Origin of the sequence: Thiocystis violacea, assembly GCF_016583575.1 — a bacterium.
Classification (GTDB): Bacteria; Pseudomonadota; Gammaproteobacteria; order Chromatiales; family Chromatiaceae; genus Thiocystis; species Thiocystis violacea.
This window is the reverse complement of sequence record NZ_NRRG01000020.1, coordinates 25,489-50,330: the sequence shown is the minus strand read 5'-3', so window position 1 is coordinate 50,330 and position 24,842 is coordinate 25,489. Positions and strand designations below refer to the sequence as shown.

General features: G+C 65.2%; 18 protein-coding genes and 2 pseudogenes. 12 read left to right on the top strand and 8 right to left on the bottom strand.

What is annotated here, in order from left to right:
* The first annotated feature begins 46 nt into the window (after positions 1–46).
* Positions 47–1,090, top strand: a complete 1,044-nt coding sequence (gene ygfZ / locus CKO27_RS11490; RefSeq protein ID WP_200375031.1) for a CAF17-like 4Fe-4S cluster assembly/insertion protein YgfZ — start codon at positions 47–49, stop codon at positions 1,088–1,090.
* A gap of 168 nt (positions 1,091–1,258) precedes the next feature.
* On the opposite strand, the gene lysS is transcribed toward ygfZ, so the two are convergent.
* The 3 genes from lysS to CKO27_RS11475 form a co-directional block, all read right to left on the bottom strand.
* Positions 1,259–2,782 (bottom strand): lysine--tRNA ligase, encoded by a 1,524-nt coding sequence (gene lysS / locus CKO27_RS11485; RefSeq protein WP_200375030.1) that lies wholly within the window; start codon positions 2,780–2,782, stop codon positions 1,259–1,261.
* A gap of 95 nt (positions 2,783–2,877) precedes the next feature.
* Positions 2,878–3,976 (bottom strand): peptide chain release factor 2 gene (prfB, locus tag CKO27_RS11480; RefSeq protein ID WP_200375029.1). Its coding sequence is split into 2 segments (ribosomal slippage): positions 2,878–3,900 and positions 3,902–3,976, totalling 1,098 coding nucleotides; the frame shifts between segments, so codons are not numbered across the junction.
* A 152-nt stretch (positions 3,977–4,128) separates the two neighbouring features.
* Positions 4,129–5,097 (bottom strand): PDC sensor domain-containing protein, encoded by a 969-nt coding sequence (locus CKO27_RS11475; RefSeq protein ID WP_200375028.1) that lies wholly within the window; start codon positions 5,095–5,097, stop codon positions 4,129–4,131.
* A gap of 173 nt (positions 5,098–5,270) precedes the next feature.
* Between CKO27_RS11475 and CKO27_RS11470 the strand changes: the two genes are divergently transcribed.
* Both CKO27_RS11470 and CKO27_RS11465 read left to right on the top strand, forming a co-directional pair.
* Positions 5,271–5,561, top strand: a complete 291-nt coding sequence (locus CKO27_RS11470; RefSeq protein WP_200375027.1) for a nucleotidyltransferase family protein — start codon at positions 5,271–5,273, stop codon at positions 5,559–5,561.
* Positions 5,558–5,821, top strand: a pseudogene (locus tag CKO27_RS11465) (HepT-like ribonuclease domain-containing protein); the annotation flags it as partial. The gene CKO27_RS11470 and the pseudogene CKO27_RS11465, both read left to right, overlap by 4 nt.
* Before the next feature lie 155 nt (positions 5,822–5,976).
* Here the strand turns inward: CKO27_RS11465 and clpB are convergent.
* Positions 5,977–8,574, bottom strand: coding sequence for an ATP-dependent chaperone ClpB (clpB, locus tag CKO27_RS11460; RefSeq protein ID WP_200375025.1), 2,598 nt, complete (start codon positions 8,572–8,574; stop codon positions 5,977–5,979).
* A gap of 133 nt (positions 8,575–8,707) precedes the next feature.
* Here clpB and CKO27_RS24545 point away from each other — a divergent pair, with 133 nt between their 5' ends.
* Positions 8,708–9,628, top strand: coding sequence for a LysR substrate-binding domain-containing protein (locus CKO27_RS24545; protein ID WP_338116000.1), 921 nt, complete (start codon positions 8,708–8,710; stop codon positions 9,626–9,628).
* A gap of 39 nt (positions 9,629–9,667) precedes the next feature.
* On the opposite strand, the pseudogene CKO27_RS24540 reads toward CKO27_RS24545, so the two are convergent.
* Together CKO27_RS24540 and CKO27_RS11450 are read right to left on the bottom strand one after the other, a co-directional pair.
* Positions 9,668–10,915, bottom strand: a pseudogene (locus tag CKO27_RS24540) (putative bifunctional diguanylate cyclase/phosphodiesterase); the annotation flags it as partial.
* Positions 10,916–11,924: 1,009 nt separating this feature from the next.
* Positions 11,925–13,118: an ABC transporter substrate-binding protein gene (locus CKO27_RS11450; protein ID WP_200375023.1), complete on the bottom strand. Its 1,194-nt coding sequence runs from the start codon at positions 13,116–13,118 to the stop codon at positions 11,925–11,927.
* Positions 13,119–13,363: 245 nt separating this feature from the next.
* On the opposite strand from CKO27_RS11450, the gene CKO27_RS11445 reads away from it, so the two are divergent.
* The gene (locus tag CKO27_RS11445) at positions 13,364–14,593 is read left to right on the top strand and encodes a carbohydrate porin (RefSeq protein ID WP_200375022.1); all 1,230 of its coding nucleotides are present in this window, start codon (positions 13,364–13,366) and stop codon (positions 14,591–14,593) included.
* A 394-nt stretch (positions 14,594–14,987) separates the two neighbouring features.
* On the opposite strand, the gene CKO27_RS11440 is transcribed toward CKO27_RS11445, so the two are convergent.
* Positions 14,988–15,800, bottom strand: a complete 813-nt coding sequence (locus tag CKO27_RS11440; protein ID WP_200375021.1) for a DUF2189 domain-containing protein — start codon at positions 15,798–15,800, stop codon at positions 14,988–14,990.
* A 277-nt stretch (positions 15,801–16,077) separates the two neighbouring features.
* Here CKO27_RS11440 and CKO27_RS11435 point away from each other — a divergent pair, with 277 nt between their 5' ends.
* The 5 genes from CKO27_RS11435 to acnA all read left to right on the top strand — a co-directional run bounded on the left by CKO27_RS11435 (position 16,078) and on the right by acnA (position 21,916).
* Positions 16,078–16,728 (top strand): CDGSH iron-sulfur domain-containing protein, encoded by a 651-nt coding sequence (locus CKO27_RS11435; RefSeq protein WP_200375020.1) that lies wholly within the window; start codon positions 16,078–16,080, stop codon positions 16,726–16,728.
* Between the two features lie 67 nt (positions 16,729–16,795).
* A complete protein-coding gene (locus tag CKO27_RS11430; protein ID WP_207280746.1) occupies positions 16,796–17,857 on the top strand; it encodes a permease in 1,062 nt (353 codons plus the stop codon).
* 14 nt (positions 17,858–17,871) lie between these two features.
* The gene (locus CKO27_RS11425) at positions 17,872–18,114 is read left to right on the top strand and encodes a thioredoxin family protein (protein ID WP_200375019.1); all 243 of its coding nucleotides are present in this window, start codon (positions 17,872–17,874) and stop codon (positions 18,112–18,114) included.
* Between the two features lie 118 nt (positions 18,115–18,232).
* On the top strand, positions 18,233–19,066 hold the full coding sequence (locus CKO27_RS11420; protein WP_200375018.1) for an arsenite methyltransferase: 834 nt from the start codon (positions 18,233–18,235) through the stop codon (positions 19,064–19,066).
* Positions 19,067–19,252: 186 nt separating this feature from the next.
* Positions 19,253–21,916, top strand: a complete 2,664-nt coding sequence (gene acnA / locus CKO27_RS11415) for an aconitate hydratase AcnA (protein ID WP_200375017.1) — start codon at positions 19,253–19,255, stop codon at positions 21,914–21,916.
* Between the two features lie 61 nt (positions 21,917–21,977).
* On the opposite strand, the gene tsaC is transcribed toward acnA, so the two are convergent.
* Positions 21,978–22,616: an L-threonylcarbamoyladenylate synthase type 1 TsaC gene (gene tsaC, locus CKO27_RS11410; protein WP_242470861.1), complete on the bottom strand. Its 639-nt coding sequence runs from the start codon at positions 22,614–22,616 to the stop codon at positions 21,978–21,980.
* A 49-nt stretch (positions 22,617–22,665) separates the two neighbouring features.
* Between tsaC and CKO27_RS11405 the strand changes: the two genes are divergently transcribed.
* Together CKO27_RS11405 and CKO27_RS11400 are read left to right on the top strand one after the other, a co-directional pair.
* The gene (locus tag CKO27_RS11405; protein ID WP_200375016.1) at positions 22,666–24,222 is read left to right on the top strand and encodes an HDOD domain-containing protein; all 1,557 of its coding nucleotides are present in this window, start codon (positions 22,666–22,668) and stop codon (positions 24,220–24,222) included.
* Positions 24,223–24,255: 33 nt separating this feature from the next.
* Complete coding sequence (locus tag CKO27_RS11400) at positions 24,256–24,828, top strand: N-acetylmuramoyl-L-alanine amidase (protein WP_276570154.1); 573 nt, start codon at positions 24,256–24,258, stop codon at positions 24,826–24,828.
* The last annotated feature ends 14 nt before the right edge of the window (positions 24,829–24,842 follow it).

Below are 24,842 nucleotides of genomic sequence, written 5' to 3'. Positions count from 1 at the left end.
CGTTCTGACGCCGGTTCCAGGCACCATCCGTTTCGAGGTCCATATCATGACGAATTCATGGCGAGATTTCCTCACCACAGGCACGGCTCGGGTCGACCCCGATGGGCGAGTCCGGTTTCCGGAACCGACGGCGCCCACCGATAACCGGCTGTTCGATCTCTCCCATCTCGGATTGATCGCCGTGCGCGGTGAGGACGCGGCCAGCTTCCTTCAAGGACAGCTCACCAACGATATCCGCGAGCTATCCGAAGCCCACACTCAGCTCAGCGGACATTGCAGCCAGAAGGGGCGAATGCTGGCGGCCTTTCGGGTCATGAAGCTGGGAGACGTCATCTATCTCCAGACCCCGGCCGAGCGCCTGCCCGACATCATCAAGCGTCTTCGCATGTTCGTCCTGCGCGCCAAGGTCACCTTGAGCGATGCCAGCGACGAGCTCGTTCGCATCGGCCTCGCCGGTGACCGCGCGCCAGAATGGCTCGCCGAGCAGGAGCTACCGACCCCCGAGCGCGACAACGATCTGGCCGCCGCCGGAGACGTCTTCCTGGTCCGCGTTCCCGGTCCCACGCCGCGTTTCGAGATTCTCGGACCAGTTACCGCGATGGTCCGGCTTTGGGAGGCCCTCGCCACCCAGGCCGCGCCGGCCAACGCCCAGGACTGGACCCTGCTCGACATCCAGGCCGGCCTCCCGACGGTCTACAACCAAACGGTCGAGGCGTTCGTCCCCCAGATGACGAACATGCATCTGATCGACGGCGTGAGCTTCCACAAGGGCTGCTACACGGGTCAGGAGGTGGTGGCCAGGATGCAGTTCCTCGGCAAGCTCAAGCGGCGCATGTATCTGGCCGAAGTCGAGACGGACACGCCACCCCAGCCGGGCGACGAACTGTTCTCCGCCTCCAGCACCTCGCAGCAGGCCAGTGGCCGCGTGGTCGACGCCAGCCCGCTCGCGGGCGGCCGCCAGGCCCTACTGGTCGTCGCCGAAATCTCGGCCGCCGAGAACGGAGAGGTCAGACTGGGCGAGAACGGCCCCGTACTCGGCCTGCAAGAACCGCCCTATGGATTTCCCCGCGAGGAAGCTCCCGCCCCGTAGGATGGGTAGAGCGGCCACGGAATGCCCTTGATGATTGGCACGGATACCCATTGGCCGTGAAACCCATCGACCGCAGCTCCAGCATTCACCGCCAAACCGGCATCTTGCATGGCAAGATTCTGCTAGGGCGGCACGGGATTCGGTGGGTTTCGCTGCGCTCTACCCACCCTACGCAACCGTCTCGGGTCGCATGTGCGGGAAGAGCAGCACGTCGCGGATGGAGGCGGAGTCGGTGAAGAGCATCGCCAGGCGGTCGATGCCGATCCCTTCGCCCGCCGTGGGCGGCATGCCGTGCTCCAGGGCGCGGATGTAGTCGGCGTCGTAATACATCGCCTCCTGATCGCCAGCCTCCTTCTCGGCCACCTGCTGACGGAAGCGCTCCGCCTGATCCTCGGCGTCGTTCAGCTCGGAGAAGCCGTTGGCGATCTCGCGTCCGCCGACGAATAGCTCGAAGCGGTCGGTGACGAAGGGATCGGCGTCGTTGCGGCGCGCGAGCGGTGAGACCTCGGTGGGATACTGGGTGATGAAGGTCGGATGCATGAGGCGGCTCTCGACCGTCCGCTCGAACAGCTCGATCTGAAGCTTGCCCAGCCCCCAGGTCGGCTTGGGCGCGATGCCCATCCGCTCGGCAGCCTGACGCGCGCGCTCCAGATCGTCCACATCCTCGGCGGACAGTTCGGGATTGAAGTGCAGGATCGCCTCGCGCACGCTCATCCGCGCGAAGGGCTGGCCGAAATCGTAGGTCTCGCCCTGATAGACGATCTGGGTCCGACCCAGCACCCGCCGCGCCATCTGGCGCAGCATGTCCTCGGTCAGATCCATGAGATCGTGATAATCCGCGTAGGCTTCGTAGAACTCCAGCATGGTGAACTCGGGGTTATGCCGGGTCGAAAGCCCCTCGTTGCGGAAGTTGCGGTTGATCTCGTAGACCTTTTCGAGACCGCCGACCACCAGCCGCTTGAGATACAGCTCGGGCGCGATGCGCAGGAAGAGCTGCATATCCAGGGCATTGTGATGGGTGACGAAGGGACGCGCGACCGCCCCGCCGGGGATCACCTGCATCATGGGGGTCTCGACCTCCAGATAGCCCCGGCCGTTCAGGTACTCGCGGATAAACTGGACCATCGCGGTGCGCACCCGAAAGGTCTCGCGCGTCCCGGCGTTCATGATGAGATCCAGATAGCGCTGGCGATAGCGGCTCTCCATGTCCGTCAGTCCATGGAATTTCTCTGGAAGCGGCCGCAACGCCTTGGTCAGCAAGCGAATCGAGTCGCAGCGGATCGACAGCTCGCCGGTCTTGGTCTTGAAGAGCACGCCCTCGGCGCCGAGTATGTCCCCCAGGTCCAGGTCGCGCTTGAAGGCGGCATAGGTCTCCTCGCCCACCAACTCTCGCTGGACGAAGAGCTGGATGCGGCCGGACATGTCCTGCATGTGCGCGAAGCTCGCCCTGCCCATGACACGTCGGGTCATCAGCCGGCCGGCGACCTTGACGCGCTGGCCGCGCGACTCCAAAGCCTCGGCATCGAGCGCCTCGTACTCGGCCAGGATCTCTCCGGCAATGGCGTCGCGCCGGAAGTCGTTCGGAAAGGCGTTGCCCTGCTCGCGCAGTTGCCCCAGCTTCTCGCGCCGTTGCGCGATCAGCTTGTTCTCGTCAAGCGCCTCGGTGACCGGCACCTTCGTATGGGTGTCCATTTGCTCTCGTGACTCGTCGCTCATCCGCTAGGGGTTCTCCGGGTGGCACGACCACCATCGAAGCCGGCGGCTGGTCGCTGGTGGCTGATCGCTGACTAAAGCCCGCTCTTGAGGCTGGCCTCGATAAAGGGATCGAGATGGCCGTCCAGCACCGATTGGGTGTTGGCGATCTCGACGCCGGTGCGCAGATCCTTGATCCGCGATTGGTCGAGCACGTAGGAGCGGATCTGACTGCCCCAGCCGATGTCGGACTTGGTGTCCTCCAGCGCGTCCTGGGTCGCCCGCCGCTTCTGCATCTCCAGTTCATAGAGCTTGGCCTTGAGCTGCTTCATGGCCTGGTCCTTGTTCTTGTGCTGCGAGCGGTCGTTCTGGCACTGGGTCACGGTGTTGGTCGGCAGATGGGTGATGCGCACCGCCGACTCGGTCCGGTTGACGTGCTGACCGCCGGCGCCGCTCGCGCGGTAGACGTCGATGCGAAGATCCGCCGGATTGATCTCGATCTGAATGCTGTCGTCGACCTCGGGCGAGACGAACAGCGAGGCGAAGGAGGTATGACGGCGGTTGCCCGAATCGAAGGGCGATTTGCGCACCAGCCGATGCACGCCGATCTCGGTGCGCAGCCAGCCGAAGGCGTAGTCACCCTCGAACTTGATGGTCGCCGACTTGATGCCGGCCACTTCGCCTGGCGAGACTTCCATCAGCTCGGTCTTGAAGCCGCGACGCTCGCCCCAGCGCAGATACATGCGCAGCAGCATCTCCGCCCAATCCTGGGCCTCGGTCCCGCCGGAGCCGGCCTGGATATCGACGAAGGCGTTGTTGGCGTCCATCTCGCCCGAGAACATGCGGCGAAACTCCAGCGTCGCGACATGGGCCTCATGGACAAGCAGATCCGCGGTCAGGGATTCCAGGGTTTCCTGGTCCGACTCCGCGGCCGCCAGCGCCAGCAACTCGTCGGCATCCGCCAGCGCGGCGGTCAGTTCGTCGAGCCCCAGCACGATCGCCTCCAGCGCGGCCCGCTCGCGGCCCAAGGCTTGGGCGCGGCCCGGATCGCTCCAGATCGCCGGATCCTCGAGTTCGCGCAGGACTTCGGTCAGACGTTCCTTGCGATCCGCATAGTCAAAGATACCCCCTAAGGGATTCCAAGCGTCCCTTGAGGTCGGCGATTTGGAAAGCGATCGGGTTGATGTCGAGCATGGTTGGTCCCGCCTGATAAAACGCGCCAGTGTAACGGGGCCTCGGGAGGACTGACCAGCGGCAATTCTCAAGTAACCATCCCCAGTTCCGGTCGGGGCCTTGAATTCCCGAGCCGCTCAAAGCGGCACGGCGGTTCATCGGACTCGCCGTCCCTATCGCTCCGTCGCGCAAGCCTCGCCGGTCCCAAGCCAGAAGCCCAGGCTCTTATGGAGCAACTCGTCCCAGCGCATGTAATGCGAGCCGTCACAGGAGAAGTTCAGCCCGACCAGGCCATTGAAAATGTTGAGCGAGCCGGAGCGCAGATAGATGGTCTCGTCCATGAACCGCAGCTCGCGCAGGGTTCGCAAGACCTCGGGGATACGCGCCTCCGGGATCGCCGCGTCCGCCGGATAGGGGCGACAGGGATAAGCCAGACAGATTCCGGGATTGGCCAGATCCTCGTAGTCCAGGATGCGATAGCGCAAGGGGTCGTCGAGTGTCCAGATCGTGGCACGCGAGCTGGAGAAATGCAGCTTGCCGTGGAAGACGCCATGGGCGCCGATCAGCTCGACGAGCAGATCCAGGATCTCGTCGATGCGGCTGTCCATCAGGCTCTCCACCCGCTGTTGGGCGAAGAGCCCACCGCGAATCGCCGGATCGCCCTTGAGCTGAACCCATTGTTCGGGCTGCCGGTAGAGCTCGCGGGTCACCGGCAGCTCGCGCAAATCGAAATCCGCGCCGAGAAAGCCGAGCAGTTGGCCATCGGCGTCCTCGATCCGCTGAACCGCCGTCAAGGACGGACGACGGGCGTTGCGACTGATGTAAACGGGCGAGAGTGAAAAACGCTCGCCGGCGAGCGCCTCCGCCAGATAAGGGCGATCGCCGCGATCGCGCCCCAGGTGCTCGGGCAGCAACCCCTGAGGTGAAATGTTGGCCGTGAGTTGCCGCGCCTCCCGGTCGAGGACATAGAGATACTTACAGGAGGGTAGACCCGTCATGGCGTCGATCAGCAGGCGTTCGAGCGCCTGGCGCTCCGGCCAGACCGCCCGGCAGCTCAGGACAAGACGCTCCAGCAACCCGGCGAGACGACCCCGCAACAGCATGCGTTGACGCGCGACGGCGGTTTGAAGGGCTTGGCTCATGGTGCATCCGTTGGGCTTGGTGTTCAGATGGGAGCCTAACAGACGGGTGGAGGTCTGGCACCTGGACGCGGCAGCCCTCCGGCAGGAGCCGACGTCGCTGGCCTCGAAAATGGTTCTCGAAACTCTATTTTCGATGGCCTATCCTCTCGACGAGTTTCGAAGAGAGGATGCCCATGCGACCGTCGGTTGTGCTCGACATGAAGCGAAGCGTCGTGCGCGAAGCGGCAGGCCGCTTCCGTGCAGCGAACCCGCGCGTCTTTGGTTCGGTACTGCATGGCACCGACCGCGACGGCAGCGACCTCGATCTGCTGGTCGATGCGCTGCCCGGCGCGACGCTGTTCGACCTGGGCGGTTTGCAAGACGAACTGGAAATGCTGCTTGGCATCCACGTCGATCTTCTGACCCCGGCTGACCTGCCACCAAAGTTCCGGGCTAAGATACTCGCGGAGGCGCGTCCGGTATGAGCGAGAACCGACTGCCCGATTACCTCGACCACATGCAGCAGGCCGCGACCGATGCGTTCGGCTTCGTGGATGGCTTAGCCAAAGTCGACTTCCTTGAGGACAAGCGCACCCAGCAGGCCGTCATCATGAGCCTCATCATCATCGGTGAGGCCGCCACGAAGGTGATGGACGGCTACGCCGAGTTCGCGCAGGCCCATGCCGAAGTGCCGTGGCGCGGGATGCGCGGGATGCGCAATCGAATCGCCCACGGCTATCGCGATCCCAGCGGCACTTGAGGGGTATACAACCCGTCCTGAACGCTTTCCGAACGGATCGACCACAGCCGAACTCCTAGGTGGTCATCAAACGTTACGGACGGGGCGAATGCCCCGTCCGGCCTGAGGCGTGCGCTCGCTGCGCGTCCTGTTCACCGTCGTCATTCCACCAATTCGCCTTCTAACACTTGCTCGAAGGCCAGCTGCCCGTCCCCCATGGTCACCTCGATCAGATCGCCGGGTCCGAACGTGCCAGACAGAATCTCCTGCGCCAGCGGATTCTCCAACTGAGCGCGGATGGCGCGCTTGAGCGGGCGCGCCCCATAGACCGGGTCGAAACCGGCCGCGCCCAGATGATCCAGCGCGCTGTCGTCGATCTCCAGCCGCATATCCCGATCCGCCAGACGACGTTGCAGATAGGTGATCTGGATACGGGCAATCGCCCGAATCTGCGCCTGTTGCAGCGGATGGAAGACCACGATCTCGTCGAGCCGGTTGATGAACTCGGGCCGGAAGGCGTGACGGACCTCCTCCATCACCGATTCCTTCATGGCGGCGTAATTCGCCTCGCCCGCCTGCTGCTGGATGATGCTGGAACCCAGATTCGAGGTCATGACGATGACCGAGTTGCGGAAATCGACGGTACGTCCCTGCCCGTCCGTGAGCCGGCCGTCGTCGAGCACCTGGAGCAATACGTTGAAGACATCCGGATGCGCCTTCTCCACCTCGTCGAGCAGGATGAGGCTGTAGGGTCGGCGGCGGATCGCCTCGGTCAGATAGCCGCCCTCCTCGTAGCCGACATAGCCGGGCGGCGCGCCGATGAGCCGCGCGACCGAGTGCTTTTCCATGAACTCGGACATATCGATACGCACCATCGCCTCCTCGGTATCGAAGAGGAAGGCGGCGAGCGCCTTGCACAGCTCGGTCTTGCCGACGCCGGTCGGTCCGAGGAACAGGAATGAACCGATGGGGCGCGAGGGATCGGACAACCCGGCACGCGAGCGGCGGATGGCATCGCTGACCGCGCGCACCGCCTCGCTCTGACCGACCACCCGCTGCTCGATCTCGGATTCCATGCGCAGCAGCTTCTCGCGCTCGCCTTCGAGCATCCGCGAGACCGGGATACCGGTCCATTTGGAGACGATGTCGGCGACCTCCTCCTCCGTGACCTTGCTGCGCAGCAGCCGTTTCTCGCCCGGCACGACGTCCCCGGCCGCCGCCAACTGCTTCTCCAGCTCCGGGATGCGCCCGTATTGAAGCTCAGACATCCGCGCCCAGTCGCCGGCGCGGCGCGCCGTCTCCATCTCCAGCCGCACCCGATCCAGCGCCTCCTTGATATGCGCGTTGCCCTGGCTGGCGGCCTTCTCGGATTTCCAGATCTCGTCGAGGTCGGAAAACTCCCGCTCCAGACGCTCGATCTGACCCTCAAGGTCGGCCAACCGTTTCCGGGACGCCTCGTCGGTTTCCTTCTTCACCGCCTCGCGCTCGATCTTGAGCTGGATCAGACGGCGGTCGAGCTTGTCCATCTCCTCCGGCATGGAATCGATCTCCATGCGGATCTGGGAGGCGGCCTCGTCGATCAGGTCGATCGCCTTGTCGGGCAACTGGCGGTCGGCGATATAGCGGTGCGAGAGCACGGCCGCCGCGACGATCGCCGGGTCGGTGATCTCGACCGCGTGATGGACCTCGTAGCGCTCTTTCAGCCCGCGCAGGATGGCGATGGTGTCCTCGACGTTGGGCTCGTCGACCAGCACCTTCTGGAAGCGGCGCTCCAGGGCGGCGTCCTTCTCGACATACTTGCGATACTCATCCAGCGTCGTGGCGCCGACGCAATGCAGCTCGCCGCGCGCCAGCGCCGGCTTGAGCATGTTGCCCGCGTCCATGGAGCCCTCGGCCTTGCCGGCGCCGACCATGGTGTGCAGCTCGTCGATGAAGAGGATGACCTGCCCCTCCTGGCGGGCGATGTCGTTCAGCACCGCCTTGAGCCGCTCCTCGAAGTCACCCCGGAACTTAGAGCCGGCGATCAGCGCGGCCATGTCGAGCGAGAGCAGACGCTTGGTCTTGAGTCCTTCCGGCACCTCGCCGTTGACGATACGCTGGGCCAGCCCCTCGACGATGGCGGTCTTGCCCACGCCCGGCTCGCCGATCAGCACCGGATTATTCTTGGTGCGCCGCTGCAACACCTGGATGGTGCGGCGGATCTCGTCGTCGCGCCCGATGACCGGATCGAGCTTGCCCTGCTCGGCGCGCTCGGTCAGATCGATGGTGTACTTCTCCAGCGCCTGACGCTGCTCCTCGGCATTGGGATCATTGACCGCCTGACCGCCGCGCACCGTCTGAATCGCCTTCTCGATCGACCCCTTGCTGGCGCCGGCCTCGCGCAGCGCGTTGCCCAGCGTACCCTTGTCCTCCAGGGCCGCGAGCACGAACAGCTCGGAGGAGATGTATTGGTCATTGCGCTGCTGGGCGAGCTTGTCGGTCAGATTGAGGAGGCGGTTCAGATCATTGCCGAGATGCACATCCCCGCCCACGCCCTGCACGGTCGGCAGACGGTCGAGCGCCTCGCCCAGGGTGGAACGCAGCTTGTTGGCATTGACATCGGCCCGGTTGAGCAGATGCCGGATGGTGCCGCCTTCCTGATCCAGCAGGGCCACCATCAGATGCATGGGCTCGATGAATTGATGATCGCGGCCAAGCGCCAGACTCTGGGCGTCGGCCAGGGCCATTTGGAATTTGGCTGTCAGCTTGTCCTGTCTCACAGTGGCTTACTCCAGAATTTTTGCAGGGTTATCTTCGTGAAGTGGGAAGTCGCCAGGGCGAATCAAGCCTCGTGGGGAAACAGACGGCCATTTCCTGGATCCCGTGCCTGGAAATATCCGCTATCATGCGCGGGTGAATCTACGTGATCTCAAATATATCCTCGCCGTCGCCGAAACGCGCCACTTCGGGCGCGCGGCGGAACGTTGCTTCGTGAGTCAGCCGACCCTCAGCGGCCAGATCAAGAAGCTGGAGGACGAGCTGGATGTCGTCATCTTCGAGCGCACCAACCGCTCGGTCGAGATCACCCCGGTCGGCGAGGCCATCCTGGCTCACGCCCGCTTGGCGCTCGAACAGGCCGAGGCGATCGAGCAGGTGGCCCGCGCCCATCAGGATCCGCTCGCCGGACCGCTGCGCGTCGGTGCCATCCCGACGCTCAGCCCCTACCTCATGCCCCTGATCCTGGTGCCGCTCAAGCGGACCTACCCCAAACTCAGGCTGGTCCTCTCCGAGGAAATCACGGGCTCGCTGCTGGGCCGGCTCGCCCGCCACGAGATCGATGCCGCCCTGCTCGCGACCTCGGTCAACGACACCGACTTCGACACCTTCCCACTGTTCGACGAGCCCTTCTGGCTCGCGCATCCGGTCAACCATCCGCTCTACGAGCAGGACGAGATCACCGCGCGGGATCTGGAGGAAATCGACCTGCTCCTGCTGGCGGATGGACACTGCCTGACGCATCAGGTCATGGATGTCTGCCACCTCGCGGAACGCCCCACCCGAGGCGAGATGGCCGATCTGCGCGCCTCCAGCCTGGAGACCCTGCTGCAACTGGTCAGCGCCGGCTTTGGCTGCACCCTGATTCCGGCGCTGGCGATTCGCGGCGGCTGGATGACCGACGGCGGCATCGTCGCCCGTCCGCTCGCGCTACCGGAGGCTTACCGGCGGATCTCGCTGGTCTTCCGCCGCAGCTTCCCCCGCCGCCAGGCCCTCGAAGCCTTCGCCAACGTCGTGCGCGAGCACCTGCCGAATACCGTCAGACGTCTGCCGGCCTAGCTGGCCGCTCAAGCTGGCGTGAGTGCCGGGCGATCCGTAGAGAAATCCCTGAGCCATGTCGCAGCCATATCGCAGCAGGCGGTCGCGCTGCGCCTCGGTCTCGACGCCCTCGGCGATGACCCGCAGCCCGAGCTGATGGGAGAGGTTGATGAAGGTCGAGACCATGAGGTTGTCGTCCTCGCTGGTGGCGAGGTTCTGGATCATGCTCCGGTCGATCTTCAACTTACCGAACCGGAAGCGCTTGAGATAGGACAGGGAGGAGTACCCGGCACCGAAATCGTCCATGACCACCAGCACGCCGGTTGCGGACAGCGCCTCGAGCACCGACTCGGCCTCGGGCGGGGCATGCGTCAGCGAGTCCTCGGTCAGCTCAAGCTCCAGCCGCTGGGCCGGCCATCCGGTCGCCTCTAGGATTTCGCGCACGACGAGCGGAAATTCCGCCGTCAACTGTTTGGCCGAGACGTTGATCGAGAGGAAGAAATCGCTCCCCAGGTCGCTCCAGCCGGCGACCTCCCGACAGGCGTGGCGCAACAACCAGAGACCGAGCGGACGGATGGCTCCGGTCTCTTCCGCGATCGGAATGAAGATCCGCGGTGGCACCTCGCCAAGCTCCGGATCCCACCAGCGACAGAACGCCTCGACCCCGAGCAGGCGGCCGTCCGTCAGGTTCACCTGGGGTTGGAAGAGGATCTCCATGCCCTCCTCTCTCACCGCCTGGGTAAGCCGCGCCTCCAGCGCGAGCCGCGAGCGGATCGCCCGCCCGAGATCCGGCGAGTAGAGACAGTAGCCATCCATGCCTCGCTCCTTCGCCGCGTACATGGCGGTATCCGCCCGACTCAAGAGTTCGCCGGCGGTCTGGGCGTCGGACGGATAGAAGGCGATACCGATACTGGCCCCGATGCTGGTCCGATCCCCGCCCGCGAGCGAATAGGGTTGCGACAGTCGGACAATCAGATCCTCGGCGAGTTGAACCACGCCCTTTTGATTTGAACAGGTTTCGATCAAGAGGGTGAATTCGTCGCCGCTGCGCCGCGACACGGCATCCGAGCCCCGGACCCGCTCGCTAATGCGCCGGGCGACCTCGCGCAGCAGGGCGTCCCCCGCTTCGTGCCCGAGGGTATCGTTCACGGCCTTGAATCGATTGAGATCGATGAACATCAGGGCCACCTGGGAACGCGTGCGCTGGGCGCGCCCCAGGGCCTGCCCGAGCCGATCGTCGAAGAGCGTGCGGTTCATCAGGCCGGTGAGTCCGTCGAAATAGGCCAGCCGCTCGAGCTGTTCCTTCATCGTCCGATGCGCCGCCAGTGCCGAGCGCAAGGCGTCGGCCAGGACCGAGATCTCGTCGTCCCCGTCATCGGCGGGAATATCCTCGGGGGCGCGATTGGGACTCTCGAGGATCGCCGCGGCGAGTCGTTCCAGGCGCCGGCTCACCGCGCTGGCGGCCACCCCGGCGATCCACCAGACGACCAGCGCGAGCGCGAGCGAGACCAGAACCATCAGAAAACCGCGCGTGAGGATGCCACCCAGCCAGGGGCTCTCGGTCGAATAGACGGTCAGCTCCAGGTCATAGAGCCTGGCCATCGCCGGATGCTGGATCCAGCGCGACACGGCGGCATGAACACCCCCGGCCGACTCACCGCGCAACCGCCAGGCGGTCTCGCCACCGCGCAGGATGACGCCCCGCTCGCGCGTATCGACGGCCAGTTCATTCTCCAGCATGGCCGCCAGGTCGATAGCGCCCAACAGCACGCCAATGATGTCCTCGGTGTAGGGGTAATCGATGGGGAGGCCGATCCAGAGGCGTCCGGGCGAGTCGTCGATCATCCGCGAGGACGGCGCGCCGGAACTCAACACCTGGTCGACCAAGCGCCCGACCGAGTCGTTGCCTTCGGTCATCAGCGCCTCGTCACCGGCGATGTAACGTCCGCGATAGTCCAGGAGCGCCAGGCGGCTGTTCGACAGGGCCTGGTTGCGCTCACGCAGAAAGGGATTGAGATAGGCATCGCGATCGCGTGAATCCGAGAGTGCCGTCCAGACCAGCGAACTGGTCGCCAACTGCTGGATCTCATCGACACGGTTGTTGAGCGAGGCGCTCAGATGGGAGGCGAACACGCGGGCGGTCGCCCCGTTCGACTCACGCGCGGCGCGCGGCAGATCATGGAGCGCGATCATCAACTCAAGGATGCCGATGGCGACGGCCACGAGCATGGCCACGCCGAACGCCGCCAATTGCACACGCCGCTTGAGCCGATGCGTGGCGGATCCCCGTCTCGGCCAGCGCCGCGCCAGGCCCCTGCTAGCGCGATTCATCGACGGATGGAATCAGTTGGCCGTCCTCGCGGTAGAAGGCCATGAAGACATCCTCGGGGAACAGGGCGTCGTGGCGGCCGGGCGCGAAGGGCGACTCGTAATATCGGACCAATCCCTGATAGGGCCCCAGCCGCTCCAAGGCGTCGCGGATGAGCGCGCGATCGGTGCCGCCCGCCAGATCGATGGCCCGCGCCAGCACATGGGTCAGATCATAGGCATGGGCGACACCGACCGGGCTCTGGAGCGATTCCGGCCCTGTCACTCCATAGCGCTCGCGCAGCGCCTGGAGTACGCGCCGGGCGATGGGATCCGTTCGACCGATGAAACTGTAGGTCTGCACCACCGCGAACTTGAGGTCACGCAGGGCGGCGCCCGTGAGCTGAACGAAATCGCCGCCCGTCACGCCCCAATGGCTGACGATGGGCCGCCGCTCTTCCGGCGGCAGGCTCGCGATCTCCTTCACCAGCAGCGAACCCTCGGCCTCGTTGGCCACCAGCAGAATGGCTTGGGCGCCTCGCCGCAGAAGATCCCGATAAGGCGCGAGCAAGGATTGATCGCCCCAGTTATACCAGTGCTCGCCGACCAGGGTGACGCCGGCTCCGTCCACCGCTTGCGTGATGGCGTCCTGGTTGCTGCGCCCCCAGGAGGTATTGGGCAGCAGGACACCGATCCGGGTGGCGCCATAAGCCTTGCGGGCGAATCGCAACATGACCGGAGCGGCCCAGGAATCCTTGAGCGACAGACGAAAGCTGTAGCTCGGACGATAGCCATGGTCGGTGATACCGTCGGCGGAACCCCAGGGATCCATGAGCGGAATGCCCAACGCATGCGCCACGGGCAGGCATTCCACATAGATGGGACTGAACTTGCCCCCGAAGACGGCGACCAGATCCGGCATGGCCGCCAGCTCGCGCAGATTGTCGACGCCGCGCGCCGTGATGGAGCGGTTGTCCCGGATGACCAACTCCAGCGGACGACCACCCAGCACGCCGCCGGCCGCGTTGATCTCGGCGATGGCGATCTCCATGCCCTGCCGGACCGCCTGGGCCGAGGTGCTGGTGCGGTGACCGAACTCGGCGTCCAGGCCGATCAAGACCGGCGCCGACGATTCGCCCGCGGCCTGCGACACGTATAGAATCAGCCCCGCCGCGAGCCAGCGAAGGGATTTCCAGAAAGACATGACGCCCCCTGCGTTCCAACGATGATGACAGTCTAAATGTATACCCATCGGATGGTTTTGGTGAGGCGCGAGCCTCGCGACGCCCAGGCGACGGAGCCGAGCGGTAGCGCGTTGAACAGGACTGTCTAAGATCAGTCATGTTGAGTCGGGTTACGAAGAGGCGCTGAAATCCGTTCAGCGTCACTTAATGCCGGGGGCGACGCGCGCGCTCCTTTCACGACAACAAGAAAAACCGAGGATCACTCATGAGCCATGCCACGCGAGGACTCACCGCCCTGACCGCCACCCTGCTGCCGATCGCCCTGGCGGGCGCCGCGGGCTTCGACGACCGACTGACCGGCGACTGGGGCGGCTCGCGCACCCAGCTCAAGGAGCAGGGCTATGACTTCTTCGCCTATTACAACGCCATCGTCTCCAGCAACGTCAGCGGCGGCCTCGATTCCGGCAGCGCCTACGCGGGCGATCTCTTCGCGGGAATGACCTTCGATCTCGGCAAGATCCTCGGCGCCGACGGCTGGACCTTCAATCTGAGCGGCATCGACCGCCACGGCGCGAGCATCGACGACGACGTCGGCGGCATCTACAGCGTCATGCAACTGGTCGGCGGCCAGACCTGGTTTCTCTACAACCTCAGCCTGGAAAAACGCTGGGACGCGGGCCAGCACGCCCTCAAATTCGGCCGCATCACCGCCACCGACGACTTCGCCGGTTCGCCCTTCTACGGCTACTACCTCTCCAACAGCATCGACGGTCAGATCCGCGCCGTGCTCTTCGACGGCGTCATGACCTCCTACCCCTTCGCGGTCTGGGGCGCGCGCTACAAGTACGCGCCGAGCGACGATTTCCGCGCCAGGATCGGCGTCTATCAGCTCACCGAGCGGATGTGGGATCCCGACCTGCACGGAACCGACTTCACCTTCCGCGACGAGGACGGCGTCTCGGTCATGGCCCAACTCGAATGGGACTGGCGGGCGGGGACCAGGCCCGGCCACTTCGCGGTCGGTCTGAACAACGTGTCCTTCGAGATGCCCAACTTCAACTCGGACGACACCACGGACAGCTTCATCCGCTACTACGCCCAGATCGATCAGCAGGTCACCCAGGAGCGCGAGGGTTCGGATCAGGGGCTGTATCTCTTCGGCACCCTCGCCTACACCAACCAACAGGAACCCGCCCTGGTTCCCTTCCAGACCAGCCTCGGCGCTCAATACGTCGGTCCCATCGACGGCCGTGCCCAGGACCGGCTCATATTCGGAACCACCTACGGCCAACTGAGCGACGACTATGCCGACGAACAGGAAGCCCTAGGCCATGGCCGACCGGATTACGAATGGATGTTCGAATTAGGCTACCGTATCCAGATCACCAAATACGCCTACGCCCAGCCGGATATCCAATACGTCATCCAGCCCGGCGGGACTGGCGACATTTCCGACGCCACCGTCATCGGGATGCAGTTTGGCGTATCGCTCTGAGGCGTTGAAGCGCGAAGGCGCGAAGGACAGGAAGAATCTCCGTCTCGGGCACAATGGCTCGAGCTGGGGATGGGCCGATCGAAAGCGATGCCCATCGTTCAAGCCCCCTGTGTCTTCAGGATCCTTCAGGATTTTTCCGGATGACATCGGCGCGGTTCGATGGGCCTCGCGGCGCTCGGCCCGTCCTTGTATCTTGAGCCTCGGAGCGTACAGGATGGGCATCGCTGCGCTCTGCCCATCCTACGGGCGATGACCGGTGCGCATCACTCTTGGTCGCACGCCCTCCGGATGGCGTTCGAGATAATCCGCCATCAGCCGCACCGAGCGCGCCGCGCCCGAGACCTCCTGAAACATCCGCGGCCTCTCGACATGGATGGGCGAGCGCGGAGCGGGCTTACCGAGAGGCGCCCGCCGACTCATCGCCGGCGTCCCGAGCGACCAGGCTTCGATAGCTGTGCCAGGTGGCGTAGCCGAGCCAGGGGAAGATGGCGATCATGCCGACGAAGGCCGTGAGGATTCCGATCCCGGTCATCACGACGATCAGCGCGGCCCAGAGGAGCATGGCGGGCCAGTTCTCGGAGAAGGCGCGCGCGCTGGTCTGAATGCCGGTGATGGGGCCGGCGTCGCGATCCAGGATCAGTGGAATGGCCACCGAACTGGTCACGAAGACCACGCCGGCGAGCAGCAGGCCGATCCCGAGGAAGAAACCGGTGGCGATCGGGTCGAACTGTCCGATCATGAAATTGCGGTAGCTGTCGATGCTGGGCGAGAAGGCGTCGAACTGGAAGGCGAAGAGCAGCGAGGAGAAGCGCACCCAGGCGGCGGCGACCAGTCCGAGAAAGAGGACGAAGAGGCTCAGGTTGGTGCGCCGCTCCCAGAGTAGTTCGAGGCTATCGCGGATGCCGACCGACCGTCCCATTTCCTGTTGTCGGGCCGCGACATAGAGCCCGGCCGCGAGGAATGGACCCAAGAGCAGCAGGCCGGTGATGAAGGCGATGGTGAACCAGGGCAGCGACCAGACGAGCCACAGCGCGAGCCAGCAGGCGGCGGTGAAGAGTGCGCCGTAGAGCAGGCTGTGGACCGGCGCGTGCGCGAAGGTGCGTGCGCCGCTGGCGAGCCAGTCGAGCGGCTCGCCAATGTCGACGTGGCGCACGCTTGGGGACGGGGCGTCGAACGACTCATCGGGGTGGACGGCTTGGGTTTTCATGGCGCGGACTCCGGAAGTCTGAAAGTGAGCGAGGCGAACACGCGGACCCGAGCCTTGAATGACGCCCGATCCCGGCGCGTCTGGTTCGATCCTCCCGATCCCGGCTCCGACCGCACTGAAACGCCAATACGACTGGCCGAACCTACAACCGATGGGATTGGTCGGTTTTTTGAAAGTTCAACCCTTGTCCGCGTCGGGTCGAACCCCATGCTTGCGTACCGGGACGCGCGGTTCCAGGGCCGTGACGGCAAACGATCACAGATGCGAGGGAACTGAAATGACAGACGAACCCATCACCAGATTCGAGGGCAAGGAGATCGACGTGAGCTGGGATGCCCGGCTCTGCATCCATGTCGGCGAATGCGGCAAGGCCGAGGGCGATCTCTTCGTGGGCGGGCGCAAGCCCTGGTGCGTTCCGGACCTGGTGTCGAAGGCCGAGGTCCGCGAGGTGGTGGAGCGCTGTCCGAGCGGCGCGCTCAGCTATCGGGACAAGGACGGCCTCCCCGAGTCCGCGCCGCCCGATAACCGGCTGATGGTCGCCTATAACGGCCCCTATTACCTGACCGGGGATCTCCAGATCGAGGGCGCGCCGGAGGATATGCCGGGTCTGCGTCATCGCGCCGCGCTCTGTCGGTGCGGGGCTTCGAATAACAAGCCCTTCTGCGACAACAGCCACTTCGAGGCACGCTTCGAGGATGCCGGGGCGGTTGGCGAGCCGGGGCCGGGGCTCGCCGCGACCGGCGGTCCACTGACCGTTCGGGCGATGCGCGACGGTCCGCTCAAGGTCGAGGGCAACCTGGCCATCCTCGCCGCCTCCGGGCGTGTGGCCTGGAAAGGGGTTGGCGCGGCGCTCTGTCGATGCGGGGCCTCCAGGAACAAGCCCTTCTGCGACGGCAGTCACCGCGCGGCCGGGTTCAAAAGCGACTGATCAGATCCGACCTTCATCGCCCGCGGGCCGCCGCCGATTCCCGGACGGCGCGGTTCGCGGCGATCCCATGGCCTACCAAGTGAATCAAGCAACGACCACCAACGAACTCCAGCGCCTCGCCCCCTGGCTGGCGGGCCTGCCCATCGCCGCCGCCCTCTGGGTACTGACCTATGCCCATCTCACCGAGATCGCCGATCTGGCGATCGGCGCGCTGGGGCTGACCCGCGCGACCCATCTCGGGGAGACGGTGCACTTTTTTCTCTACGACACGCCCAAGGTGCTGCTCCTGCTCACCGGCATCGTCTTCGTGATGGGTGTGATCCAGACCTTCTTCGCCCCGGAGCGCACCCGCGCCCTGCTGGCCGGGCGGCGACTCGGGGTGGGCAATGCCATGGCGGCCTCGCTCGGCATCGTCACGCCCTTCTGCTCCTGCTCGGCGGTGCCGCTGTTCATCGGCTTTCTCTCGGCCGGGGTGCCGCTCGGCATCACCTTCTCCTTCCTGATCGCCGCGCCCATGGTCAACGAGGTGGCGCTGGCGCTGCTGTTGGGGCTGTTCGGCTGGAAGGTGGCGCTGCTCTATCTGGGGATGGGGCTGCTGGTGGCCATCGTCGCCGGGCTGATCATCGGCGAGTTGAAGATGGAACGGCATCTGGAGGATTGGGTGCGGGCGATTCACATGGGCGAGGCGACGGCCGCGCCTGGCGAGGATCTAAGCTGGCCGGAGCGTCTCCAGGCCGGGCTCAAACATGTGCGCGAGATCGTCGGGCGGGTCTGGCCCTATGTGCTGATCGGCATCGCGTTGGGGGCGGCCATCCACGGCTATGTGCCGCAGGACTTCATGGCCGCCTTCATGGGCCGCGATGTCTGGTGGGCGGTCCCGGCTGCGGTGGTGTTGGGGGTGCCGATGTACACCAATGCGGCCGGCATCATCCCCATCGTCGAGGCGCTGATCGGCAAGGGCGCGGCGCTCGGCACCACGCTTGCCTTCATGATGAGCGTCATCGCGCTGTCGGCGCCGGAGATGCTGATCCTGCGCAAGGTGCTCAAGTGGCCGCTGATCGCGACCTTCATCGGTGTGGTCGCCACCGGCATCCTGCTGGTGGGCTATGTCTTCAATCTCGTTCTCTAACGGAGTCAATCGCTATGAAAAACGTCAAGATCCTCGGCACCGGCTGCCGCAACTGCCAGACCACGCTGAGCCTGGTCGAGGAGGTCGCCCGCGCCCAGGGTGTGCCGATCGAACTGGAGAAGGTCGATCTGATCCAGGACATCATGAGCTATCGGATCATGGCCACGCCGGGGGTGGTGATCGACGGCGAGGTGGTGCATTCGGGCGGGGTGCCGGATCGCAAGAAGGTCGAGGGTTGGTTCGCGGCGGCGCGATAAGGCGGTTTCCGGGAACATTCACACTTTTTCGGCCTGGTCGTGCCACGCGGGCCAGAAACCTCATGACAGTTTCAGCCGGCTTTCCGTGGGCCTCGCCGCCACGCACGAGGACATCGCCATGAACGAGCTGAACAACGACACCATCCGCCAGGCCGTGCGCGAGCACTATGGCCAGGTCGCCGTGGGCACGCCGACGGGCTGCAACGACGGCGGGGGCTGTTGCGGTGCGCCCACCGTCAGCCTGGACAGCCTCTCCCAATCGCTCGGCTACAGCGCGGCCGAGGTGCTGGCCGTCCCCGATGGCGCGAATCTGGGATTGGGCTGCGGCAACCCCCAGGCGATCGCGGCGCTGCGACCCGGCGAAACCGTGCTCGACCTGGGCAGCGGGGCGGGCTTCGACGCCATCCTCGCCGCGCGCCAGGTCGGCGAAAGGGGTCGGGTGATCGGGGTGGACATGACCCCGGCGATGCTCTCCAAGGCGCGCGCCAACGCCGAGCAGGGTGGTTACCGCAACACCGAATTCCGGCTCGGGGAGATCGAGCACCTGCCGGTGGCCGACGCGACGGTCGACGTCATCCTGTCCAATTGCGTCATCAACCTCTCGCCGGACAAGCCACAAGTCTTCGCCGAAGCCTTTCGGGTGCTGAAACCCGGAGGACGGCTGGCGATCTCGGACGTGGTCGCCTCGGCGGAGCTGCCCGAGCACATCCGGGACGATCTGGCACTCTACACCGGCTGCATGGCCGGCGCGGTCAAGGTCGCGGAACTCGATGCCATGCTGAAGGCGGCCGGATTCGTCGCGATCCGCATCACCCCGAAGGACGCGAGCCGCGACTTCATCCGCGACTGGGCGCCGGGGACCGCGATCGAGGACTTCGTGATCTCGGCCAACATCGAAGCGGTCAAGCCCGAACGCGGAGGCGTTGATCACCTTAATGGGCATCCCCGTTGAAGGCCGATCTGGCGCGGCTCACCAGCCATGCTCCAGCGGTTTGACAGGAAAGACGGTATCCACGAAGGATGGCCGGTACATCACTGTTGGTCGCGCTCATTGCAGTGCAGCATATGGCGTATTCCCGACCCGAGGACTAGAATTTCCGGCCGTCCCGTATCACGCAGCCACGCCCCGGAGTCCTCGATGCCCAACAGCTTCAACGCCAAGACCACCCTGCACGCCGCCGGAAAGGATTACGAGATCTTCAAGCTCGACGCCGCGCCCGGCAGCGCCCGCCTGCCCTTCTCGATCAAGATCCTGCTGGAGAACCTGCTGCGCAACGAGGACGGCGTGACCGTCACGCGCGAGGACATCGAGTATTTCAGCGCCTGGAATCCCCAGGCCGAGCCGGACAAGGAGATCCAGTACCGCCCGGCGCGGGTGCTGATGCAGGACTTCACCGGCGTGCCGGCGGTGGTGGATCTGGCGGCGATGCGCGACGCCATGGCGGCGCTCGGCGGGGATCCGCGCAAGATCAACCCGCTCCAGCCGGCCGAACTGGTCATCGATCACTCGGTGCAGGTCGATCACTTCGGCTCGGACAGCGCCTTCGCGCTGAACGCCGAACTTGAGTTCCAGCGCAACCGGGAGCGTTACAACTTCCTCAAATGGGGCCAGAACGCGCTCGACGGCTTCAAGGTGGTCCCGCCCGATACCGGCATCGTCCATCAGGTCAACATCGAATTTCTCTCTCGCGTCGTCTTCCCGAATACCGTGAATGGCGTGACGCAAGCCTATTTCGACACCTGTGTCGGCACCGACTCGCACACCACCATGGTCAATGGCATCGGCGTGCTCGGCTGGGGCGTGGGCGGGATCGAGGCCGAGGCGTCCATGCTGGGCCAGCCGGTTTCCATGCTGGTCCCCAAGGTCGTCGGCTTCAAGCTGACCGGGACGCTGAAGGAAGGCGTGACCGCGACCGATCTGGTGCTGACCATCGTCGACCGGCTGCGCAAGCATGGCGTCGTCGGTAAGTTCGTCGAGTTCTTCGGTCCAGCGATCAGCACCCTGCCGATGGGCGAGCGCACCACCATCGCCAACATGGGGCCAGAGTACGGTGCGACCTGCGGTCTCTTCCCGATCGACCAGGTGACGCTGGACTATTTGCGTCTGACCGGCCGCGACGAGGCCCAGATCGCACTGGTCGAGGCTTACGCCAAGGCCCAGGGCGTCTGGCACACCGCCGACGCGCCCGAGGCGGATTATTCCGAGACCCTGGCGCTGGATCTGAGCGAGGTCGTGCCCTCGCTGGCCGGTCCCAAGCGTCCGCAGGATCGCGTGCCGCTGACCGAGATGGCGAGCCACTTCCCCAAGGCGCTGGCCGCGCTCAAGCAGGAGCGCAATATCCCGAGCCAGGGACCGGCCAGGGCGGTCATCAATGGCCAGGAGGTCGAGATCTCCGACGGCTCCATCGTGGTCGCGGCCATCACCTCCTGCACCAATACCTCCAACCCCAGCGTCATGCTCGCCGCCGGTCTGGTCGCCCAAAAGGCCGCCGCGCTCGGGCTCAAGGCCGCGCCCTGGGTCAAGACATCCCTGGGGCCAGGCTCGATGGCGGTCACCCGCTATCTGGATCGCGCCGGACTCACCGAGCCGCTCAAGGCGCTCGGTTTCCACAACGTCGGCTATGGCTGCACCGTCTGTATCGGCAACACCGGCCCGCTACCCGCGCCGGTCTCCAAGGCGATCGCCGACCATGATCTGTGCGCGGTCTCCATCCTCTCGGGCAATCGCAATTTCGAGGGTCGCGTTCACGCCGAGGTGCGCATGAACTATCTGGCCAGCCCGCCGCTGGTCGTCGCCTACGCCATCGCCGGACGCATCGACATCGATCCCTACAAGGATCCGCTCACCACCGACGCCGCCGGCAAGCCGATCTATCTCAAGGACATCTGGCCGACCCAGGACGAGGTGAACCGCGCCATCGTCGAGAACGTCACCCCCGAGGAGTTCACCAGCGCCTACGCCGATGTCTACGCCGGCGATGCCCGCTGGCAGTCGCTCGACGCACCCAGCACCCAGACCTACGACTGGCCGGCGGACTCCACCTATATCCAGAATCCGCCCTACTTCACCGGCATGTCGCTGGCGGTCGCGCCGGTCGAGGACATCAAGGGCGCGCGCTGTCTGGCTGTGCTCGGCGATTCCATCACCACCGATCACATCTCGCCCGCCGGCTCCATCAAGCCCAATTCGCCGGCCGGCAAATATCTGATCGAAAAGGGCGTCGCACCGGCGGACTTCAACAGCCTGGGTTCGCGGCGCGGCAATCACGAGGTGATGATGCGCGGCACCTTCGCCAACATCCGGCTGCGCAACCTCATGGCCCCCGGTACCGAAGGCGGCGTCACCCTGCACCAGCCGGACGGCGAGGCGATGTCGATCTACGACGCGGCCATGCGCTACGAGAACGAAGGCGCGCCGGTGATCGTCATCGCCGGCAAGGAATACGGCTCCGGCTCCTCGCGTGACTGGGCGGCCAAGGGACCGCGCCTGCTCGGCGTGCGCGCCGTCATCGCCGAGAGCTACGAGCGTATCCACCGCTCCAACCTGGTCGGCATGGGCATCCTGCCGCTGGAGTTCCTCAAGGGCGACAATGCCCAATCGTTGGGGCTGACCGGCACGGAAACCTTCGACATCCTCGGGCTGAACAACGCCGAGGCCAAGCAGGTCGAGGTGCGGGCCACGGCGGGCGACGGCTCGATCAAGAGCTTCCAGGCGCGGGTGCGGATCGATACCCCCAACGAGATCGACTACTACCGCAACGGCGGCATCCTGCCCTACGTGCTGAGAAAGCTCGCGGCCTGATCGGTCTGTCGGGCCGCCGAACTACGGCGGCCCACCAAGACTCACCCAGACGTCGCGAGGATCAAGCCCGCAAGACTCGGCCGGTCCGTCCGTCGCGGATTCGTGACGGACGGTCCGCTCCACCACAGTATCCGGCAAGGATATGGTCTGGCTGACCGCGCAAGGCGAGTTGGACCTCCAGACAGGTACGCGCCGGGGCCTGCTCGGCGCGATTGGCGCTGGTCGACACGATGGCGCCGCCATGGAGGCGACAGAGCCCGGCGGCGAGCGGATGCGCGGTGACCCGCACCGCGAGTGTGTCGAAACGGCCGGTCAACCAGCGGGGAGTCGTTGAGCGGGCGGGGAGCAGCCAGGTGTTGGGCCCCGGCCAACTGGCGAGGATGGGCTCCATGCGCTCGGACGAAAGCCTCTCGACGAAGGGCCACAACTGATCGGGATCCGCCGCGATCAGGATCAGCCCCTTATCCACGGACCTCTGCTTGATGGCGAGCAGTCGCGCGACGGCCTCCCGGTTCCAGGGATCGCATCCCAACCCATAGACCGCCTCGGTCGGATAGGCCAGCACGCCGCCGGCGCGAAGGCCGCGGACGGCCAATCGGAGCCGGTGCCTGGCGTGAATAGGATTTGCCGGAGATGCCTCGTCGGTCTCGGTCTGGACGAAATGACTCGTCGCATCACGACTCATTAATTCACGACTCATCGATGATTCCTGTCGTCTCGAACGGCATCAACGGATAGGATTGCCCAATATGGACATCGCACCCCCCCTTGCCAATGATCGCGGTCCCGATCAAGGTCCGAAACCCTTGAGCGCGGACGGGTTCCCAAAGAGCCATCTGGACGAGTGGCTCGAAACGATCCGCTGCCAGAAGATGCCGATCTTCGATCAGACGGTGCATCGCATCATCGCCATCGCGGAGGACGATCGCGCGCCGGTCTCGGCACTGGCTGGCGTCATCCTTCAGGATGCGTCCATGACCACCCGGATGCTCAGGCTGGCCAACTCGATCTTCTACAACCCCTCCTCCACCCCGATCAGCACCGTTACCAGGGCGGTGATCCTGCTCGGGTTCGACTCGGTGCGCGACATGTGTCTGACCCTGGCGCTGGTCGACAACCTGGTCGAAGGCGTGGCCAAGGAGCGTCTCGAACGCGAGCTGGCGCGCGCGCTGCACGCGGCGACCCAGGCCCGAGCGCTGGCGAACGCGCACGGCGACAAATCGCCCGAGGAGGTCTTCATCGCTACCCTGCTCTACCGGGTCGGCGAACTGGCCTTCTGGTGCTTCGGCAACGAGCAGTGCGACCGCATCGAGCAACTCCTCCAGCAGCCGGGCATGACGCCGGAGGAGGCCCAGGAGCGCGTGCTTGGCTTTCGACTGAGTCGTCTGAGCCGGCGACTGATCCACGAATGGCACCTGACCACGCTCTTGCAGGAGGCGATCGACTACCCGGCGCGCCAGGATCCGCGAATCCAGAGCGTCATGCTGGGACAGCGGATCGCGCGTTGCGCCGAGGAGCAGGGCTGGCGCTCGGAGGCCATGGAGGCCCTAATCCAAAAGGCCGCCAAGCTGACCGACCTCTCGGAGACCGAGGCCAAGGCATTGATTCACGAGAGGGCACAGGCCGCCGCCATGATGGCCTGCGATTGCGGCGCGACCGTCGCGGCGGCCCTGATTCCGCAACCCTCGAACCCACGGGGAACGCCGGCCGAGGCGGCGGCCATGGAGCCGCCCCCGGAGGACGTCGCCTCGCCACCGGCCGACGCCTATCCGAGGCCCGACCCCAAGCTCCAGTCGAGGATCCTGCGCGAACTCGCCTCGATCATCGAAAGCGACCAATGCGACTTCAATGTCATCATGGAACTGGTCCTGGAGGGACTCTATCGCGGACTGGGGATGGACCGGGTGGTGTTCGCCCTGACCACGCCGGACAAGCAGGTCATCAAGGCCAAATGCGGGCTTGGAGTCGATGAGGAGGCGCTGCCCCAGCGGTTCTTCTTCAGACGTCCCGCCATGGGTTCGGACATCCTGTTCCAGACCCTGGACAGCGGACGTCCCTATCTGGTGACGCTGCGAGAGCGCGAGGACAACCCTGGGTTGGTTCCCGAGGGATTGACGGGGCTGATCGGGATGGCTCCCTTCATGGTCGCCCCCATCATCGTCAATCAGCAGCGCATCGGGATCTTCCTGGGGGATCGCGGACTCAGCCAGAGACCTCTGGATCCGACCTGTTACGAGGCTTTCAAGCACTTCGTGCATCAAGCCAATCTGGGTCTGACACAGGCATCGAAGCGTCATCGTCGCTGAGACGATTCAGCCAGGGCGCGGAGGAACCAGGTCATGCGTGATCGAAATCGCGGGTACCAGATAGCCATGGCGTTGATCATGCTGGCCTGGCTCGCGCCGTCGCCCTGGGCGGCCGCGGAGGCGCGACGGATCGATCTGATCGTGATCCATGCGACCGGCGGACCCGGCTGCAGGAACGGCAAACTCTGGCACGCACCGGGCGGGTCGCTGGAATCCAATGTCCGATATTTCGCTGCCAATCCGAACATCGGCTACCACTACCTGATCGGGCGCGACGGCCGGACGCTGGCCGGCGTCCCCGAGTCCCGGATCGCCCATCACGCCAGGGGGCACAATCCAAACTCGATCGGGATCGAACTGGTCAATGACGGCGACGGCCGCGACCCCTTCCCCGAGGCGCAGATTCAGGCCTTGCTGGCGCTGCTCGAACGTCTCACCCAAGCCCACGGGCTGGCCCCGGATCGGATCAAGGGCCATGGCGAACTCGATTCCCGCGACTTTGCCTGCGGCGGTCGCCGCTACAAGCAGAAGATCGATCCGGGCGGGGAGTTCCCAGGATCCAGGGGCAATTTCCCCTGGTCGCGGGTGCGCGAGGCGCTGCGATAGTCCCGTATAGACCC

Coding starts and splice junctions, on each gene's coding strand:
- acnA (WP_200375017.1), top strand. CDS start 19,253: ATGCCCAACAGCTTCAACGCCAAGACCACCCTGCACGCCGCCGGAAAG.
- lysS (WP_200375030.1), bottom strand. CDS start 2,782: ATGGACACCCATACGAAGGTGCCGGTCACCGAGGCGCTTGACGAGAAC.
- CKO27_RS11425 (WP_200375019.1), top strand. CDS start 17,872: ATGAAAAACGTCAAGATCCTCGGCACCGGCTGCCGCAACTGCCAGACC.
- CKO27_RS11400 (WP_276570154.1), top strand. CDS start 24,256: ATGCGTGATCGAAATCGCGGGTACCAGATAGCCATGGCGTTGATCATG.
- CKO27_RS11475 (WP_200375028.1), bottom strand. CDS start 5,097: ATGAGCCAAGCCCTTCAAACCGCCGTCGCGCGTCAACGCATGCTGTTG.
- CKO27_RS11405 (WP_200375016.1), top strand. CDS start 22,666: ATGGACATCGCACCCCCCCTTGCCAATGATCGCGGTCCCGATCAAGGT.
- CKO27_RS11470 (WP_200375027.1), top strand. CDS start 5,271: ATGCGACCGTCGGTTGTGCTCGACATGAAGCGAAGCGTCGTGCGCGAA.
- CKO27_RS11430 (WP_207280746.1), top strand. CDS start 16,796: ATGGCCTACCAAGTGAATCAAGCAACGACCACCAACGAACTCCAGCGC.
- tsaC (WP_242470861.1), bottom strand. CDS start 22,616: ATGAGTCGTGAATTAATGAGTCGTGATGCGACGAGTCATTTCGTCCAG.
- CKO27_RS11445 (WP_200375022.1), top strand. CDS start 13,364: ATGAGCCATGCCACGCGAGGACTCACCGCCCTGACCGCCACCCTGCTG.
- CKO27_RS11420 (WP_200375018.1), top strand. CDS start 18,233: ATGAACGAGCTGAACAACGACACCATCCGCCAGGCCGTGCGCGAGCAC.
- ygfZ (WP_200375031.1), top strand. CDS start 47: ATGACGAATTCATGGCGAGATTTCCTCACCACAGGCACGGCTCGGGTC.
- CKO27_RS11450 (WP_200375023.1), bottom strand. CDS start 13,118: ATGTCTTTCTGGAAATCCCTTCGCTGGCTCGCGGCGGGGCTGATTCTA.
- CKO27_RS11435 (WP_200375020.1), top strand. CDS start 16,078: ATGACAGACGAACCCATCACCAGATTCGAGGGCAAGGAGATCGACGTG.
- CKO27_RS11440 (WP_200375021.1), bottom strand. CDS start 15,800: ATGAAAACCCAAGCCGTCCACCCCGATGAGTCGTTCGACGCCCCGTCC.